General features: G+C 62.4%; 11 protein-coding genes and 1 pseudogene. 2 read left to right on the forward strand and 10 right to left on the reverse strand.

The features are described from left to right. Positions 1–213: 213 nt before the first annotated feature. The gene (locus QBJ92_RS00205) at positions 214–2,712 is read left to right on the forward strand and encodes a PAS domain-containing protein (RefSeq protein WP_277967665.1); all 2,499 of its coding nucleotides are present in this window, start codon (positions 214–216) and stop codon (positions 2,710–2,712) included. 65 nt (positions 2,713–2,777) lie between these two features. Here the strand turns inward: QBJ92_RS00205 and QBJ92_RS00210 are convergent, their stop codons facing one another. After that, positions 2,778–3,572 carry a DODA-type extradiol aromatic ring-opening family dioxygenase gene (locus QBJ92_RS00210; RefSeq protein ID WP_277967666.1) on the reverse strand — a complete coding sequence of 265 codons (795 nt, stop codon included), beginning with the start codon at positions 3,570–3,572 and terminating at the stop codon, positions 2,778–2,780. Positions 3,573–3,928: 356 nt separating this feature from the next. Beyond that, positions 3,929–4,408, reverse strand: a complete 480-nt coding sequence (locus QBJ92_RS00215) for an ankyrin repeat domain-containing protein (RefSeq protein WP_277967945.1) — start codon at positions 4,406–4,408, stop codon at positions 3,929–3,931. 232 nt (positions 4,409–4,640) lie between these two features. Here QBJ92_RS00215 and QBJ92_RS00220 point away from each other — a divergent pair, with 232 nt between their 5' ends. Continuing rightward, positions 4,641–4,898 (forward strand): hypothetical protein, encoded by a 258-nt coding sequence (locus tag QBJ92_RS00220; protein WP_277967667.1) that lies wholly within the window; start codon positions 4,641–4,643, stop codon positions 4,896–4,898. Between the two features lie 35 nt (positions 4,899–4,933). On the opposite strand, the gene QBJ92_RS00225 is transcribed toward QBJ92_RS00220, so the two are convergent. The 8 genes and pseudogenes from QBJ92_RS00225 to QBJ92_RS00260 form a co-directional block, all read right to left on the reverse strand. Next, a complete protein-coding gene (locus QBJ92_RS00225) occupies positions 4,934–6,343 on the reverse strand; it encodes a M20/M25/M40 family metallo-hydrolase (protein WP_277967668.1) in 1,410 nt (469 codons plus the stop codon). 91 nt (positions 6,344–6,434) lie between these two features. After that, positions 6,435–7,286, reverse strand: a complete 852-nt coding sequence (locus tag QBJ92_RS00230) for an aspartyl protease family protein (protein WP_277967669.1) — start codon at positions 7,284–7,286, stop codon at positions 6,435–6,437. Between the two features lie 188 nt (positions 7,287–7,474). After that, positions 7,475–9,904 (reverse strand): ligase-associated DNA damage response DEXH box helicase, encoded by a 2,430-nt coding sequence (locus QBJ92_RS00235; RefSeq protein WP_277967670.1) that lies wholly within the window; start codon positions 9,902–9,904, stop codon positions 7,475–7,477. A gap of 115 nt (positions 9,905–10,019) precedes the next feature. Further along, positions 10,020–10,304, reverse strand: coding sequence for a hypothetical protein (locus QBJ92_RS00240; RefSeq protein ID WP_277967671.1), 285 nt, complete (start codon positions 10,302–10,304; stop codon positions 10,020–10,022). A gap of 124 nt (positions 10,305–10,428) precedes the next feature. Next, positions 10,429–11,826: a dihydrolipoyl dehydrogenase gene (lpdA, locus tag QBJ92_RS00245; protein ID WP_277967672.1), complete on the reverse strand. Its 1,398-nt coding sequence runs from the start codon at positions 11,824–11,826 to the stop codon at positions 10,429–10,431. 98 nt (positions 11,827–11,924) lie between these two features. Next, a pseudogene (locus QBJ92_RS00250) lies at positions 11,925–12,188 on the reverse strand (GIY-YIG nuclease family protein). A gap of 133 nt (positions 12,189–12,321) precedes the next feature. Then, entirely contained in the window at positions 12,322–13,572 is a 1,251-nt protein-coding gene (gene odhB / locus QBJ92_RS00255; protein ID WP_277967673.1) for a 2-oxoglutarate dehydrogenase complex dihydrolipoyllysine-residue succinyltransferase, read from the reverse strand. Between the two features lie 133 nt (positions 13,573–13,705). Beyond that, a complete protein-coding gene (locus tag QBJ92_RS00260; RefSeq protein ID WP_277967674.1) occupies positions 13,706–16,639 on the reverse strand; it encodes a 2-oxoglutarate dehydrogenase E1 component in 2,934 nt (977 codons plus the stop codon). Positions 16,640–16,691: the final 52 nt, after the last annotated feature.

The raw sequence follows: 16,691 nt of genomic DNA on the forward strand, positions 1-16,691 counted from the left end.
ACTTCGCCCCTGGCGATTCTATTGGTAAAAAACCCTCGCCACCAATTGCGATTACCGACCTGCGAAACGTCGGTCGGCAGTTCACACCGCGGTAGCATCGTGCCGTATCACCGCGCGTCGATCGCGCGCGAAAAGATGAGTGTTACGCCTTCTCTACTCTGGCGCTAACCCCGTAATCTGTCACATGGCATAGAGAACGGAATTGGGACCACGATGACGGCGGAAGTGGCTGACGAGCGGACGGCGCAGCGGGTTGCCGCCCTGACTTGCTATGCGGTGCTGGATGCGCCGCGCGATCAGTCGTTCGATGAGCTTGCGGAGCTCACTGCCAAGCTGTGCGATACGCCGATCGCCGTCGTCAATCTGATTGCCGCCGATCGACAGTTCTTCATGGCGGAGGTGGGTCTTGGCGTCCGCGAGACTCCGTTTGAAAGCTCGTTCTGCGCCAAAGCCATTCTGGAAGAAGACTTCCTGCTCGTTCAGGACGCGGCGCAAGACCCCCGGTTCGCCTGCAACCCGCTCGTCATCGGTGAGCCACACATCCGATTTTACGCAGGGGTTCTTCTCAAGAGCGAGGAAGGCGTCCCGATCGGAACGCTATGTGTCCTTGATTTTCGTCCACGGGACCTGACTCAGCTTCAGCTGGATACGCTCCAAATTCTGTCCCGACAGGTCATGGCGCAGCTCAACCTCCGGCGGGCCGTGCTCGATCGGGAGCGCCAGTATAATGCGGCCTGCGAAAGTGAGGCGCGTTACCGCACGCTGTTCGATTCCATCGAATCCGGCTTCTGTGTGGCTGAAGTCACCCAGCGGAACGCGGATGGTCTAACGGATTACCGTATCACCGACGCAAACCCCGCCTTCTTCCGACAGACCGGCTTCGACGAGACGATTCGAGAAACCTGGTTGCGAAAGGCTGTACCCGAGCTCGAGGAGCACTGGTTCGACATCTACGGCCGTGTGGCCTCTACCGGTGAGCCGATCCGTTTCGAACAGGGATCGCAGGCCCTCGGACGCTGGTTCGACGTATACGCCTTTCGCATCGGAGAAGCGGGTGAGGGGCGGATCGCAATTCTGTTCAACGACATCTCTGCGCGTCGCCGTGCAGAAGAAGCGCTGAGAGCGCTCAACGAAACACTCGAGCAGGAGGTGGCTAGTCGAACAGCCCAGCTTCAACTGTCCCAAGACATCATTGAGGCCAGCAACGATCCGATTTGCGCGTTCGATACCGAATGCCGGTTGATCGCCTTCAATAAGGCCCACAGCGACGAAATCTTTCGGATCTTCCATCATGAAGTTCAGTTGGGGGAGGTATTCCCCGATCTGTTCCCACCGGACCAGGCACCGATAATGCGGGCCTTCATGGAACGTGCTCTTACCGGGGAAAGCTACACCATCAGCGAAGCCTTTGGAAATCCTGACCTCGCCAAGCCTGTTTGGGAAGTCTCCTACTCGCCGTTGCGGGACGCCAGTAACCAGGTCGTCGGCGCATTTCACTATGCCCGCGACATCTCTGTTCGACTGCGGGCCGAGGCAGAGCTTGCCGAAACCCATCAGGCCCTCCGCCAAGCACAAAAGATGGAGGCCGTCGGCCAGTTGACCGGTGGTTTGGCGCATGACTTCAACAACTTGCTGACTGGCATGATGGGGAACCTTGAACTTCTGCAACTTCGTGTTGCCCGTGGTCGGCACGATGATCTAGATCGCTTTGTGAATGCAGCCCAAGGTGCGGGCCGGCGCGCTGCCTCGCTGACGCAACGATTGCTCGCCTTTTCGCGTCGGCAGACGCTCGATCCGAAGCCCACCGATGTGAACAAGTTGATCTTCGGTCTGGAGGAGATGCTCCAACGCACGGTTGGGGCGACCACGGACATCGAGATCGTCGGCGCAGCCGGTCTATGGACTGCCGAAATTGATGCCGGTCAGCTCGAAAACGCCATTCTGAACCTGTGTATCAATGGACGCGATGCGATGCCGCATGGCGGAACACTCACGATCGAGACTGCGAACAAGTGGATCGATGATCGCACCAGTCGCGAGCGGGATCTGCCTCCGGGACAGTATATCTCCGTGTGCGTGACCGATACGGGCACAGGCATGAGCGCAGAAACAATCGGGCGCGCTTTCGAGCCGTTCTTCACCACAAAACCCATTGGCCAGGGGACCGGCCTAGGCCTATCGATGATCTATGGTTTCGCGCGTCAGTCCGGAGGACAGGTTCGCATCTATTCCGAAATCGACCATGGAACGACGGTGTGCATCTACCTCCCGCGCTATCACGGCCAGGCGGAATCCGACGGCACCGATACCGAAGGTGTACTTGTCGACGGAACAATGGGCCAGACGGTGCTCGTGGTCGATGACGAGGCAACGATCCGACATTTGATCGACGAGGTGCTGGATGAGCTCGGCTACACGGTCATTGGCGCAGCCGACGGTGCCGCCGGTATCAAGGTTCTACAGTCGGGCGCTCACATTGACCTACTCATCACCGATGTTGGCCTTCCCAACGGCATGAACGGTCGTCAGGTCGCGGACGAAGCGCGGCGATTGCGGCCCGGGCTGAAGGTGCTGTTCATCACCGGGTTCGCTGAGAATGCTGCGGTCGGCAATGGCCATCTGGAACACGGCATGGAATTGCTCACGAAACCTTTCACCCTCGAAGCGCTGTCGTCAAAGGTTGCGAGCATGCTGAAGCGAGCGGAAGAATAGATTCACAAGCGTTCCACTTTACCGGGGCAACGTCGGCGCGCGTCCCTTTTTCGTTGGGGAGATTATTATCCGAAACGAAAGCCAGAGATCGGCTTTCCGAGGGCGTGTCCGTGAAAGTCGGTCCGGCCGGGCTCTCCGGACGCAGCACCCGCCGCCACCATCAGCGGCAGCAAGTGATCTTCCCGTGGCTGCGCATGACGAGCGCCGGGAGCCTGTTCCCAGGCAATCAAGGAACGTTCCCGCGTGATGCCGTCCACCATCGCTTCACGGAGCCATGCGTCGAATGCCTCGGCATCGGGCTCAGCTCTTCGGCTACCGCCCATGAAGCCGCTCATGTTGTGGTAGCTCTGGCCGCTGCCGATGATCAGTACGCCCTCTTCTCGCAGAGGCGTGAGCGCGCGACCGATGGCGAGATGAGCTTCGGGATCCAGCCCGCGCTTGAGCGACAATTGGACGGTTGGAACGTTGGCTTCAGGGAACATGACCTTGAGCGGTACGAAGACGCCATGGTCCCAACCGCGCACCGTGTCCGCACCGCTTTCGATACCGGCAAGACCGAGCAGGTTACGCACCCGATTTGCCACCTCCGGACTCCCGGGGGCGGGCCATGTCAGCCGGTAGGTGTGGTCGGGAAAGCCGCCATAGTCGAACAGTAAAGGCGGCGCAGCGGCGGCGTTGACTGTCGCTCGCGCTTCTTCCCAATGACCTGAAACAACTAGGATCGCGCTGGGCTGCTCGGTGAGTGCTGCAGCAAAATCACGGAGATATTCCTCTAGCTCCGCCCATGCTTCCCGCATCGGACCGGGATCGAGGAAAAAGCACGGACCACCACCGTGGTTGATGAAGAACGTCGGTTGCATCGTCTCGATATAGGCGTCGCGACCGCCTTGCAGGAGTGGTCAAATCATGATCGTCTCCATCGTCGGAGATGTTGAGTGATGATTAGCTGGGTCGAGCCTTTAACAGGTTCGAACGCTCGTCCCGATCGCTCCCCTGTGATCCTCTCGCAGCTTTGAAACGCTCCGCAGGATCGGATGACCTAAAGCCGCGCGTGCGTTTGTGGCGCTCCTCGATTTTCGGCCGACAGTTCGACTTCCGGCTTGCTGGCGTCGGATCGTGCCGAATGCCGGAACTTCTCGTCGCGGCACCCATCGCTGACTGACGGCTGATCCTGATCAAAATCCAGGACGCCCCGCCCAAAAAGGGGGCTCACTCCTTATCGACTGGTCGCACGGTCGATCAGATCCGCCATTGCAGTGTTGGCCTGCCCGGCCGCGATACTTGCCGGGCTGTTCCCCGCGACGTCGATCACCGCGGTTTCAGCACCCGCGGCGAGTAACATCTCGACGATCGCACCGTGCCCGAACATTACCGCGTTCATCAGCGCGGTTTGACCCGCGAGATTGCGCTGGTTCGCGTCTGCACCGGCATCCAGCAGCAGACGCGCGATATTGGCATAGCCTTTGAAGGCGACGCCCATCAGCGCGGTATTCCCCCGAGCACCATCCCCGGCAGCGGTATCCGCGCCATGCGCCAACAACCCCGCGGTCGCGCCTTCGTGGCCGTTGTAACTGGCCAGGATCAGAGGCGTATATCCTTTTGCGTCGCGCGCTTCAACATCTGCCCCTGCCTGGAGCAGCGCGGGAAGGACGTCGTCCCGTCCCAAGCGTGCGGCCTGATGCAACAGGTCCTGCAACCGCTCCGGCGACGGCAACGGTGTCTGGTCGGTCATGATTTGTGCGTCTGACACAGGAAGTTCCTAACAAGGCTGATCCACACCAACGATTTCGCAACGAAACAGGCTCCCACGATCGAACATATTGCCCGGGCAAAACGGACGCACGGCTTTGACCGAACCGCGTCGCCATCATAAGCCACGAAGCACCGCCGTTCTGCATCAGGCCGGCTTGGCTCGCAGGAATGTGCGTATGTCCAACGAATACGACCACGGACGCCGTGACGGGCTTAGACTGGCGATCGCCATCCTCGCCGCAGAAGAAGCCAAATGGGCGGCGCTGCTCGGGGAAAGCCCGTCGTGGCGGACCAACCAGACGCGCGAAGTCCGACACAAAACGCTGCAAGTCGCCCAGAAGCGCGTGCAAACGGTGCTGAACCGGCTTTCGCCCAAGCAGGACGACGGCATGAGTGATGAACTCGCCGCCGCGTTGGACAGCGCGGGGCTCTAACGCGTCCTGGCATGCCAGCGCCCCGTTGGCTGGCCCTACCCCGCGTACACCTTGACCACATCAAACAGGTAATCGCGCCCGTCATACAGCGACTTGACGTTCATCCGCTCGTTGAGACCGTGTGCGCGGTTAATGTCCGACGCGATAAACATCCCCGGCACGCCGTATACCGGAATCCCCACTGCCTCTAGAAACACACCATCGGTCGCGCCGGTCGACATCATCGGCAGGATCGGGACGCCGGGGAAATGCTTCGCCGCAACGGTCTTCGCAGGTCCCAGGATCTTGGGATCGAGCGTCGGCGGAACCGCGGTCGGGCGAATTGGCTGGTTGGCAGTAACCGTCACCTTGTCTCCCGCCAGTTCCTTCAGCTTCGCCAGAGTTGCATCGACGGTTTCGCCGGGAAAGATCCGGCAATTGACGTTGGCGGTCGCGCGCTGCGGCAGCGCGTTCTCGGCATGGCCGGCGTTGACCAGCGTCGCAACGCAGGTGGTGCGCAGGACCGAATGGAAAGTCTTGTTCGCGCTCACCACCGCATCCGCCGCAGTATCGGTTGGATCGGCTAGCAGCCGCTTGATCGCATCGCCCATGGGCCCGGGCTGTGCCGCCGCATTTCCGGCGAAGAAGGCGCGGGTCGTGTCGGTGAAGCGGATCGGGAACTCATACCCTTGCACCGCCCTCAACGCGTCGGACAATTGGTAGATTGCGTTATCGGGGGTCGGCTGAGAGCTGTGCCCGCCGGGGTTGGTGGCGAGCAGCGTAAAGTTCTGCGCGGCCTTCTCGCCTACCTGGAGGAACAACGTCTTGCGTTCGCCCTGTTCGGTTAGCAACCCGCCGCCGCCTTCGTTGAGCGCGAATTCCGCAGCGATGAGGTCGGGCTTGTTTTTCGCCAGCCACTCTGCGCCGTTGAACGCGAAGGTCGTCTCCTCGCCACAGGTCAGCGCGAGCTTGATCGTGCGCTTGGGGCGATAGCCGCCGGTCTTGAAGCGGATCATCGCGTCTGACCAGATCGCCGCCTGCGCCTTGTCGTCGGTGCTGCCGCGCGCGTAATAATAGCCGCCGTCCTCGACCAGCTTGAACGGATCGCGCGTCCAATCCTCGCGCTTGGCCTCGACCACGTCGAGATGCGCGAGCAACAGCATCGGCTTCATGCGCGCATTGCTGCCCTTCAGCACGGCGACGAGGCCACCCTCCTTGGGATGATCGGGCACCGAAAAATAGGTGATGTCACTGTCAGCATAGCCCGCCGCCTTCAGGCGCACACCGATTTGCGCAGCGGCTTGCGTGCAACTGCCGGCGGAGAGCGTGGTGTTGGTTTCGACCAGTTCCTTGTAGATCTCAAAGAAGGCCTTCTGGTCCGGCCTGTCCTGCGCCGTTGCTGCGGATGGGAACCCGGCCCCCGCTGCCGTCGTACCGAGAAGGATCGCCAAAGTGATCGCGCGCATGTTGCCCCCTGCCTGCTGATCTAGCGAGGCTAACGCCCTGAGCGGGGAACGCAACGGGGTGCGATGAATGGCGCTGCCACGCCTGGCTCGGTCATAACCGTGCAGGCGCCTTTTTCGGGCGTGCAAGATGGAGTTCACGGTTGACGAAGTCGATCCGGACTTGTCCGAACAACTGCAATGCATCCATCCCAAGAAGCAAGGCGGGCCGGTCCGCCAAGCCAAGCCGCGTGAACGGGGCGGCGTCCGAAAAGGCGATCGGCAGGTTCGCTAATTCGATCTCGCCGATCTTTACCCCCGTCACGATGCTGTATTGCGCCTGCAGCGTGGCTCCGGTGACGCTAAGCAGACTTACCGAGGTCATCGGACCGCTGCTCTTGGCGACGAGCCGCTGGAGCGCGATATTTCCCATGCTGACGACCGCCCCGGTATCGATCACCACGCGGATTCTTTGTCCACCATAGCGTGCATCAGTGACGACGAGCTGACCGAACAGGTTCTTGGCGCGAATGACAATGTCGTCGCGACCAAAACGCTCGAGCCGGGTTCGGCGTGTTGCCGGGGTTACGGTCATTACGTTACGCGCGAAATCGATCTGAATCGATTTCCCTTGCAACGTATCAATACCGACAAGCCCGGGCGCCCCCAGATGGCGTTCGAACAACACCGGCGCCTCGATGCGGGATCCCGTAAGATGCGCTCCCACCTTGGGCGATCCCACGACGATCATCGGGACCAATACAGTCCCAACGGGAACCGTTCCCGCCATCGCGGTTACGCGAACCCGTGGCCCCGGCGACAGCTGCAATCGCGTCGCCAGTTCCTGCGACAGCACGGTCCGCTCCGACCCGGTGTCGACGATGAACGGAAACGGGCCGTCGTCGCCGATCTCGACCGGCACCGTCATGCGCGTCTGGTCGATCCCGAAACCGAGCTCTTCCGCCAACGCGTGCTGCTCCGTTGGCTGGTCTTCAGTCTGAGGTTGTACCGGTGTTTTCGGTTGGAAGGTTTCCTGCGGCAGGGGCTGCACTACGGTCAGGATGGAGCCGAGCGAGGCGACCACCGGAGCGGCAAGAAGCAACGCCAGAAACATTCCTGCAAGCTACGCTCGTTCCGCCTCCTGAACAAGCAACGTCAGTCGACCCGCATGGCTTCCGCCGCGAGCACTTCGGCTTCCTCCAACAAGGCATCGTCGGACATTCCCTGCGCGACTTTCTCCCGACCGATCAGCGTCAGCACCGGGACCGCTAGCGGTGAAATGCGCGGCAGATCGACGTGCAGCATCGTATCCGCCGCACGGTCGAGCAGATTGGCGAGCCGCCCGACATCAGTCATGCGAGCACGCGCATCCGCCCATGCCGCTTGCAGCAGGATATGCGCCGGCTCGTACTTTCGCAGCACGTCGTAGATCAGGTCGGTGGAGAAGGTAACTTGCCGGCCGGTCTTGCGTTTCCCCGGGATCTGGCGCTCGACCAGCCCGCCAATCACCGCGACTTCGCGGAACGCACGTTTGAGCAGCGCGGATTGCTGCACCCAGTCGACGAACTCGTCCTCCAGAATATCGGGCGAGAACAGCGCGCGCGGATCAGGAATGGGATCGAGTCCGAAACAGGCGAGCGCATAATCGTTGGAAACGAAGCCGATCGGCCGCAGCCCCTGCGTTTCCATGCGCCGCGTGACCAGCATGCCAAGCGACTGGTGTGCGTTCCACCCCTCGAAACTGTAGGCGACCATGTAGTGGCGCCCCTCGCGCGGGAACGTCTCGACCAGCAACTGGCCCGGGCTTGGCAGGATGGAACGGGCCTGCTGCACCTCCAACCATTCGCGTACGTCATCAGGAAAGCGCGCCCATTCGGACGGGTCGGCGAGGAACCCCCGCACCCGATCCGCCAGGTTGGTCGACAGCGGCATTCGCGACCCGCCGTAGCTCGGAATCCGCGCAGGCCGAGCGGTGGCGCGGACGACCAGATCCTCGGTATCGATCCGTTCGACTTCCAGGCTCATCCCAGCGAAAAAAAAGGTATCGCCGGGACTCATCGTCGCGGCGAACGCTTCTTCGACTCGCCCGAGCGTACGCCCGTTCTTGAAGCGAACGCTGAGCATCGTCGCCTCGACGATGATCCCGGCGTTGAGCCGATGTTGCGCGATGAATTTGGGATGCGTGATTCTCCACATCCCGTCCGTGTCCTGGGTCAGCCGCTTGAACTTGTCGTAGGCCTGAAGCGCATATCCCCCGTCGCGAACGAAGTGCAGCACTTGGTCGAACGTCTCCGCGGTCAGCGCGGAATAGGGCAGCGCGGACCGGATCTCGTCGAGCAGCACCGCCTGATCAAACGGTGCGGCGCAGGCACACGCCATCACATGCTGCGCGAGGACGTCGAGCGCACCCATGCGAAAGACGTCAGCGTCAAGCTCACCAGCTTCCACCGCATCCAGTGCGGCGCGCGCCTCCAGATATTCGAAGCGATTACCAGGGACGACGATTGCCTCCGAAGATTCGTCCAGCCTGTGGTTGGAACGGCCAATCCGTTGCAACAACCGCGACGATCCCTTGGGCGCCCCCATCTGGATCACACAATCGACATCGCCCCAATCTACGCCAAGATCCAAGCTCGCGGTCGCGACCAATCCGCGGAGCTTTCCGTCCGCCATCGCGCCTTCGACTTTGCGGCGTGCCTCCAAACTGAGCGAACCGTGATGGACACCAAGCGGCAGGTTCATCGCATTGGCCTTCCACAAATCCTGGAAAATCAATTCGGCAAGGGCGCGGGTATTGCAGAAGACAATCGTGGTCTTGTGCGTCTCAATTTCAGCGATCACTTGTTCGGCGGCGTAACGCCCCGAATGGCCCGACCAGGGAATGCGGCCCTCGGGCAGCAGGATTGCGATGTTCGGCGGCGCACCGGGATCGCCCTGCACCAGCGTCACCGTATCGATGTCGCCATCGGGGGCGAGCCACGCGCGGTAGCCGTCAGGGTCTGCAACCGTCGCGGACAGCGCGACACGACGCAAACCGGGGGCGATCGCCTGCAGCCGTGCCATTCCCAGAGAGAGCAGGTCGCCGCGCTTTCCGGTTGCAAAAGCATGGACCTCGTCGACGACAATCGTCTTCAACCCGGCAAACATCGTCGCGGCATCGGGGTAGCTAAGCAACAGGCTGAGCGATTCAGGCGTGGTCAGCAGGATTTGCGGAGGGCGAATGCGCTGCCGCGCCTTGCGGTCGCTGGGGGTATCGCCCGTACGCGTCTCAATCCGGATATCCAGCCCCATTTCCTCAACCGGCGCGAGCAGGTTACGCTGGATATCAACCGCGAGGGCCTTGAGCGGGGAAACGTAGAGCGTGTGAAGCCCTTCGCTTGGGCTCTCGATCAGCTCGGCGAGCGTCGGCAGGAAACCGGCAAGCGTTTTACCCGCGCCCGTCGTAGCGACGAGCAACCCGTGTGCGCCGTTCCGCGCCACTGCAAGCATATCGAGTTGATGCCGACGCGGCGCCCAGCCTTTGGCCGAGAACCAGTTGGTCAGGTCAGATGGAAGAGACGACGCTGGTGGTGGCACTTGCGTCATATGGGGCGTCGACCGGAACGGTACCAGCCGTCCTGTGCCTCAGAGGTACGCAACCTTTGTGGCGCTCGCCCCGAGGTAATCGGCGCGCGACGAAAATGCGTCGCGCGCCGGATCATCAACGGACCGCCGCGGCCTCGTTTGCGATGACTTCGCCACGTTGTTCGGGGGTCATTGCCTGGGCATTCACGTCGGCGGCGCGGATTGCGTCTGCGCGCTCATCGGCAGTCTCTCGCTCGGCCTTGGCGGCTTGCTCCAGGTTTTCGGCCTGTGCTTCCATCGCATCGGCGCGGTTGTCCGCTGCCTTTTCGACCTGCTTGGCGAGCTTTCCATCGCCATTTCCGCCACACGCGGCCAGCGGGAGTGAGAGCGCTGCAAGCGCGACGAACATCGTATTCTTCATTGGTTAGTCCCCGTTACACATGCCTTAACTCGGCACGCACGGGAGAACCGGCAACGCGAAAGATCGTTCCGCTTCCGCATCGGCGCAGACCGCGCGACGCGATCTGCCCCGACGTGCGGCAGCTTCAGACGTGGATCGCCTTGCCGCGTACGGCCATCGCAGCCTCCTTCATAGCCTCGGCGTGCGTCGGATGGGCATGACACGTATATGCGATGTCTTCGCTGGTCGCGCCGAACTCCATTGCCGTGCAGGCCTCGGCAATCATCGTCCCCGCCACACTCGCGATCGCCCACACGCCGAGGACGCGATCTGTTTTGGCATCTGCAATCACCTTCACGAAGCCGTCGGGCTCGTGGTTGGTCTTGGCGCGGCTGTTGGCGGCCATCGGGAACTTGCCGACCTTGACCTCGGCGACCTTCTCGCGCGCGGCTTCCTCGGTCAGGCCGACGCCTGCGATCTCGGGCCAGGTGTAGACGACCGACGGGATGACATCGTGATTGACGATGCCGGTGAGGCCACCGATGTTCTCGGCGACCGCGATGCCCTCATCCTCGGCCTTGTGCGCGAGCATCGGGCCGGGGACGACATCGCCGATCGCCCAAATGCCGGGGACCGACGTCTGGAAGCGGTGGTCGGTCTCGACCTGCCCACGACCGTTGGTCGAAAGCCCTGCAGCTTCCAGGTTGAGCCCATCGGTATTGGGCTTGCGCCCGATCGACACGAGCACGGTATCCGCCTCGATCGTCTCAGGCGCACCACCCGCAGCGGGCTCGACCGTGATCGTCGCCTTCTCGCCCTCGACGCTGACGCCGGTGACCTTGGTCGACAGCTTGAACTCGATCCCCTGCTTCTTGAAGATCTTGTTCGATTCCTTGCGGATCTCACCATCGAAGCCGGGGAGGATCTGATCGAGATATTCGACGCAGGTGACGCGTGCGCCAAGCCGCTTCCACACCGAGCCAAGCTCGAGCCCGATCACCCCGCCACCGATGACGACCATATGCTCAGGCACCTTCGCCAGCTCGAGCGCACCGGTCGAATCGACGACAACCTTCTGGTCGACCGTCACACCCGGCAGCGGGGTGACCGACGAGCCGGTCGCGATCACGATGTTCTTGGCGCGATAGGTCTGGCCCGCGACGTCGACGCTGTCCTTGCCGGTAAAGCTCGCCTGACCCTTAAGCCATTCGACCTTGTTCTTCTTGAACAGGAAGGCGACGCCCGCGGTCAATTGCTTGACCGCATCGCGGCGCTGCTCGTGCATCGTGTCGAGGTCGAGCGAGACGCTGTCCATCTTGACGCCGAGCTTGGCCATCATGCCGTTCTTCGCGTCGTTGTAGAATTCAGAGGCGTGGAGCATCGCCTTGGACGGGATGCAGCCGACGTTGAGGCAGGTGCCGCCCAGCGTCTCGCGGCTTTCGACGCACGCCGTGCGCAGCCCGAGCTGTGCCGCGCGGATCGCCGCGACGTAGCCGCCGGGTCCGGCACCGATGATCAGAACGTCGAAATCATAGTCAGCCATTTTATGCTCCACTTGTGTTCCTGCGTAGGCAGGAACCCAGAGTTACGCGGGGCACCGTTTGAAACCTTCGACTCCTGCTTTCGCAGGAGAACGCATTTTCAGAACAGCGTCTCGTACAAATCCTTCAACTGCGGATTGTCCTGTTCGATCAACGCGATCTTCCAGGCCCGCCGCCACTTCTTCATCTGAAGCCCGCGATACCGCGCTGCCTCAAGATCGTCACACGCGTCGTACCAGACAAGATGCGTGCAATTGTATTGTTTGGTGAAGCCGTCGATCAACCGGTTGCGATGTTAATAGGCTCTGGCCAGCAAGTTGCTGGTGACGCCCAGGTAGAGCGTCCCATTGCGCTGGCTTGCCATCAAATAGACGCAGCCCGGTTTCGTATGACCTCTCCTGTCCTTCGTCGTGTTCCTGCAAGGGCAGGAACCCAGAGTTACGCAGTACAGCGTTCGAAACCCTGGGCTCTGCCTGCGCAGGCGCGCAACGGTCAGATCACAAGTCGATCAAGATCCGCGTCGGATCCTCGATAGCATTCTTGAGCGCGACGAGGAACGTCACGGCTTCGCGACCATCGATCAGCCGGTGATCGTAGCTAAGCGCCAGATACATCATCGGACGGATTACGATCTGCCCGTCGACCACGACCGGACGCTCGTCGATGCGGTGCAGCCCGAGCACCGCCGACTGCGGCGGGTTGATGATCGGGGTCGACATCAGCGAGCCGAACACGCCGCCGTTCGAGATGGTGAACGTGCCGCCCTTCATCTCGTCCATCTTGAGCGCGCCGTCTTTAGCGCGCTTGCCGAAGTCGCCAATCGTCTTCTCGATCTGCGCGACCGACATCTGGTCCGCATCGCGGATCACCGGAACGACGAGGCCACCCGGCGACGACACCGCCACCGAGATGTCGGCGTAATCGTGATAGACGATGTCGTCGCCGTCGATCGACGCGTTGACGCTGGGAATGTCGCGCAGCGCCATGGTGGCGGCCTTCACGAAGAAGCCCATGAAGCCAAGCCGGACGCCATGCTTCTTCTCGAACAGGTCCTTGTACTTCGCGCGCGCCGCGATCACCGCGGTCATGTCGACGTCGTTGAACGTCGTGAGCATCGCGGCGGTGTTCTGCGCTTCCTTGAGGCGCTTGGCGATCGTCTGACGCAGGCGCGTCATGCGCACGCGCTCTTCCTTGCGGCCGCCCGTTGCAGCGGGTGCGGGAGCCGCGGCAGGCGCTGGCGCGGCGGCAGGGGCCGGGGTCGAGGCGGCGGCGGCGGCGACGTCGTCCTTTGTCAGGCGGCCGTCCTTGCCGGTGCCCTTGACCGTCGACGGGTCGACGCCATGCTCGAGCACCGCGCGGCGTACCGACGGGCTGAGCGCAGCGGGGCCATCGCTCGACGACGACGGAGCCTGCTGGCCCGCGGCTGCGGCAGGAGAGTCAGAGGCGGGAGCGGCGTCTGACGTTGCAGTGACCGCCGGCTGGGCGGCAGGCGTCGATGCAGCCGCACCGTCGCCTGCGTCGATCGTCGCGAGCATCGCGCCAACCAGGACGGTGTCACCAACCTTGACCGCATGTTCGCCCATGATCCCGGCGACCGGCGACGGTACCTCGACCGAGACCTTGTCCGTCTCGAGGCTGGCGATCGGCTCGTCCGCTGCGACCTTGTCGCCAGGCTGCTTGAGCCATTCGCCGAGCGTCGCCTCGGTGATCGATTCGCCGAGTACCGGTACTGTGACTTCGGTTGCCATATGCGCCTCTTTTATCTTCCCCGGCGAAGGCCGGGGCCCAGGTGCGCAACGCTCGCTGATCAAGCGCCGCGCGAAATTACCTTATGCCTCACTACTGGGCCCCGGCCTGCGCCGGGGAAGCAGTGAGGGTGAATCAAACTTTCCGCGTGCGGCGAATTTCCTCGCGGACGCTGTGGCCGAGCGCATCGGCGACGAGCGCCGCCTGCTCGGTCTGGTGCCGCTTCATCAACCCGGTTGCGGGCGAGGCCGAAGCCGCACGACCCGCATAGCGCGCCCGCGTGACCGGACCGCCAACCTCGGTGAGAACCTCCTCGATGAACGGTTCGACGAAGCTCCACGCGCCGTTGTTCTTCGGCTCTTCCTGCGCCCACACCACCGTCTCGAGGTTGGGCATGCGCTTCATGCGTTCGACCAGCGGCTCGCCCGGGAAGGGATAGAGCTGCTCGACCCGTACGATCGCGGTGTTGGTATCGCCCGCTGCGTCACGCGCTTCGATCAGGTCGTAGGCGACCTTACCGGAACACAGGACGAGCCGCTTGACCTCGACGTCCGCCGGCGCGGAGGGATCGCTCAGCAACCGCTTGAAGTGGCTGTCACCGAGGAACTCGTCGACCTGCGACACCGCCATCTTGTGTCGCAACAGCGACTTGGGGGTGAAGACGATCAGCGGCTTGCGGAACGACCGATGCATTTGCCGACGCAGCAGGTGGAAATAGTTGGCCGGGGTCGTGCAGTTGGCGACCTGCATGTTGTCCTGCGCGCACAACTGCAGGAAGCGCTCGATCCGCGCTGAACTATGCTCTGGCCCCTGCCCTTCGTAGCCGTGCGGCAGCAGCATCACAAGGCCGTTGGCGCGGAGCCACTTGGCCTCGCCCGACGCGATGAACTGATCGATCATGATCTGCGCACCGTTCATGAAGTCGCCGAACTGCGCCTCCCACATGACCAACGTCTTGGGGTCCGCGAGCGCGTAGCCATATTCGAACCCGAGCACGCCATATTCGCTCAAAGGACTGTCGAGCACCTCGAACCGGCCGTGCGGGATCGTCTCGAGCGGGCGATACTTGTGCTCATCGGTCTGGTCGACCCAGACGGCGTGGCGCTGCGAGAAGGTACCGCGGCCCGAATCCTGCCCCGACAAACGAACGCCATAGCCTTCCGACAACAGCGACCCGAACGCCAGTGCCTCGCCGGTCGCCCAGTCGAAGCTGCGGCCCGACTTGAACATCTCGCGCTTGGCATCGAGCACGCGGTTGAGCGTCTTGTGGACGGTCAGCCCCTCGGGGATCGTCGTCAGCGTACGGCCGAGCGAGTCGAACAGCTTCTGTTCCATCCCCGTGTTGACGTTGCGACGCGCGGTCTCCGCGTCGGCCGGCGCATGGAGCCCCGACCATCGACCGGCGAACCAGTCCGCCTTGTTGGGCTTGTAGCTCGCGCCCGCCTCGAACTCGCCTTCGAGCAGCGTGGTGTACTGCTTGATGTTCTCGTCAATCCACGCGGAATCGATGACCTTCTGCTCGATCAGCTTCTTGCCGTAGATCTCGCTGACTGGCGGATGGTCCTTGATCGCCTTGTACATGAGCGGCTGCGTGAAGCCCGGCTCATCGCCTTCGTTATGACCGAAGCGGCGGTAGCACCACATGTCGATCACGATGTCGCGATGGAATTTTTGACGGAACTCCATCGCCATTTTGGTAGCGAAGGTGACGGCTTCTGGGTCATCGCCGTTGACGTGGAAGATCGGCGCCTGGACGCCCTTGGCGACATCCGACGGATAGGGCGACGAGCGCGCGAATTGCGGACTGGTAGTGAAGCCGACCTGGTTGTTGATGATGAAGTGGACGCAGCCTCCGGTGTTATACCCGCGGATACCGGAGAAGCCGAGCGTCTCCCATACGATCCCCTGCCCCGCGAACGCCGCGTCGCCGTGGATTAGCACCGGGAGCGATGCCTTATGCTCGGTCAGGTCGTTCGCGATCGTCTGGATCGCGCGGGTCTTGCCGAGCACGACCGGATCTTCCGCTTCCAGATGCGATGGGTTGGCGACCAGCGACATGTGGACGCTGATCCCGTCAAACTCGCGGTCCGTCGAGGTGCCGAGGTGATACTTCACGTCGCCCGAACCCGCGACGTCATCGGGATTGTCCGACCCGCCGCCGAATTCGTGGAAGATGATGCGGAACGGCTTGGCCATCACGTTGGTGAGGACGTTGAGGCGCCCGCGATGCGCCATGCCAAAGACGATCTCCTTCACGCCGAGCGAGCCACCGTATTTGATGACCGATTCGAGCGCGGGGATCATGCTCTCGCCACCGTCGAGGCCGAAGCGCTTGGTGCCGACATACTTCTTGCCGCAGAAGCGTTCCCACTGCTCGGCTTCGATCACCTTGTTGAGGATCGCCTTCTTGCCGAGGTCGGTGAACTCGATCGCCTTGTCCTTGCCTTCCATGCGGTCTTGCAGGAAACGGCGCTCCTCGACGTCGGCGATGTGCATGTATTCGAGGCCGACGTTGCCGCAATAATTGGCGCGCAGCGTGTCGATCAATTCGCGCACGGTCGCCCATTGCAGCCCCATCGTGCCGCCGAGGTAAACCGGACGATCGATGTCGCTATCAGAGAAGCCGTGATATTCGGTCTTGAGGTCGGCCGGCATCTCGCGCTGCGAAAGACCAAGCGGGTCGAGATTAGCGGCGAGGTGGCCGCGCACGCGGTACGTACGGATCAGCAGCATCGCGCGGATCGAGTCGCCTGCCGCGCGGATGATGTCGTCCTGGCTGACCGCAGGGGCCGCGGCCGGAGCAGGCTTGGCGCCGCCCTTCATGGGCTTGGGCGCGGGCTCCATCTGGGTCGGGTCGAGCGCGGCGGTCAGATCGTCCGTGGTCGACAGCGGCCACTTGGCCGACTGCCAGCTCGGACCCGAAGACGAACCCTCGAGTCCTTCGAAAAAGCCACGCCAGGCCGGCTCAACGCTGTCCGGGGACGTGCGGAAACGCGCGTAAAGCGTCTCGATGAACGCGGGGCTGACGCCGCCTGCGATATCGCCGAAGTCCTGGTTCTCGTAGCCCATAGCGAGTCCTCGTCACCCCGGAGCATTGGGGTCTTTAGTAGTGGGACACCGC

The sequence above is a fragment of the Sphingomonas echinoides genome, from assembly GCF_029623395.1.
GTDB classification, from domain to species: Bacteria; Pseudomonadota; Alphaproteobacteria; order Sphingomonadales; family Sphingomonadaceae; genus Sphingomonas; species Sphingomonas echinoides_A.

Bases quoted from the DNA above. Each gene is read 5' to 3' on its own strand.
- QBJ92_RS00205 (WP_277967665.1), top strand. From the start codon at position 214: ATGACGGCGGAAGTGGCTGACGAGCGGACGGCGCAGCGGGTTGCCGCC.
- QBJ92_RS00210 (WP_277967666.1), bottom strand. From the start codon at position 3,572: ATGCAACCGACGTTCTTCATCAACCACGGTGGTGGTCCGTGCTTTTTC.
- QBJ92_RS00220 (WP_277967667.1), top strand. From the start codon at position 4,641: ATGTCCAACGAATACGACCACGGACGCCGTGACGGGCTTAGACTGGCG.
- QBJ92_RS00225 (WP_277967668.1), bottom strand. From the start codon at position 6,343: ATGCGCGCGATCACTTTGGCGATCCTTCTCGGTACGACGGCAGCGGGG.
- QBJ92_RS00235 (WP_277967670.1), bottom strand. From the start codon at position 9,904: ATGACGCAAGTGCCACCACCAGCGTCGTCTCTTCCATCTGACCTGACC.
- QBJ92_RS00240 (WP_277967671.1), bottom strand. From the start codon at position 10,304: ATGAAGAATACGATGTTCGTCGCGCTTGCAGCGCTCTCACTCCCGCTG.
- lpdA (WP_277967672.1), bottom strand. From the start codon at position 11,826: ATGGCTGACTATGATTTCGACGTTCTGATCATCGGTGCCGGACCCGGC.
- odhB (WP_277967673.1), bottom strand. From the start codon at position 13,572: ATGGCAACCGAAGTCACAGTACCGGTACTCGGCGAATCGATCACCGAG.
- QBJ92_RS00260 (WP_277967674.1), bottom strand. From the start codon at position 16,639: ATGGGCTACGAGAACCAGGACTTCGGCGATATCGCAGGCGGCGTCAGC.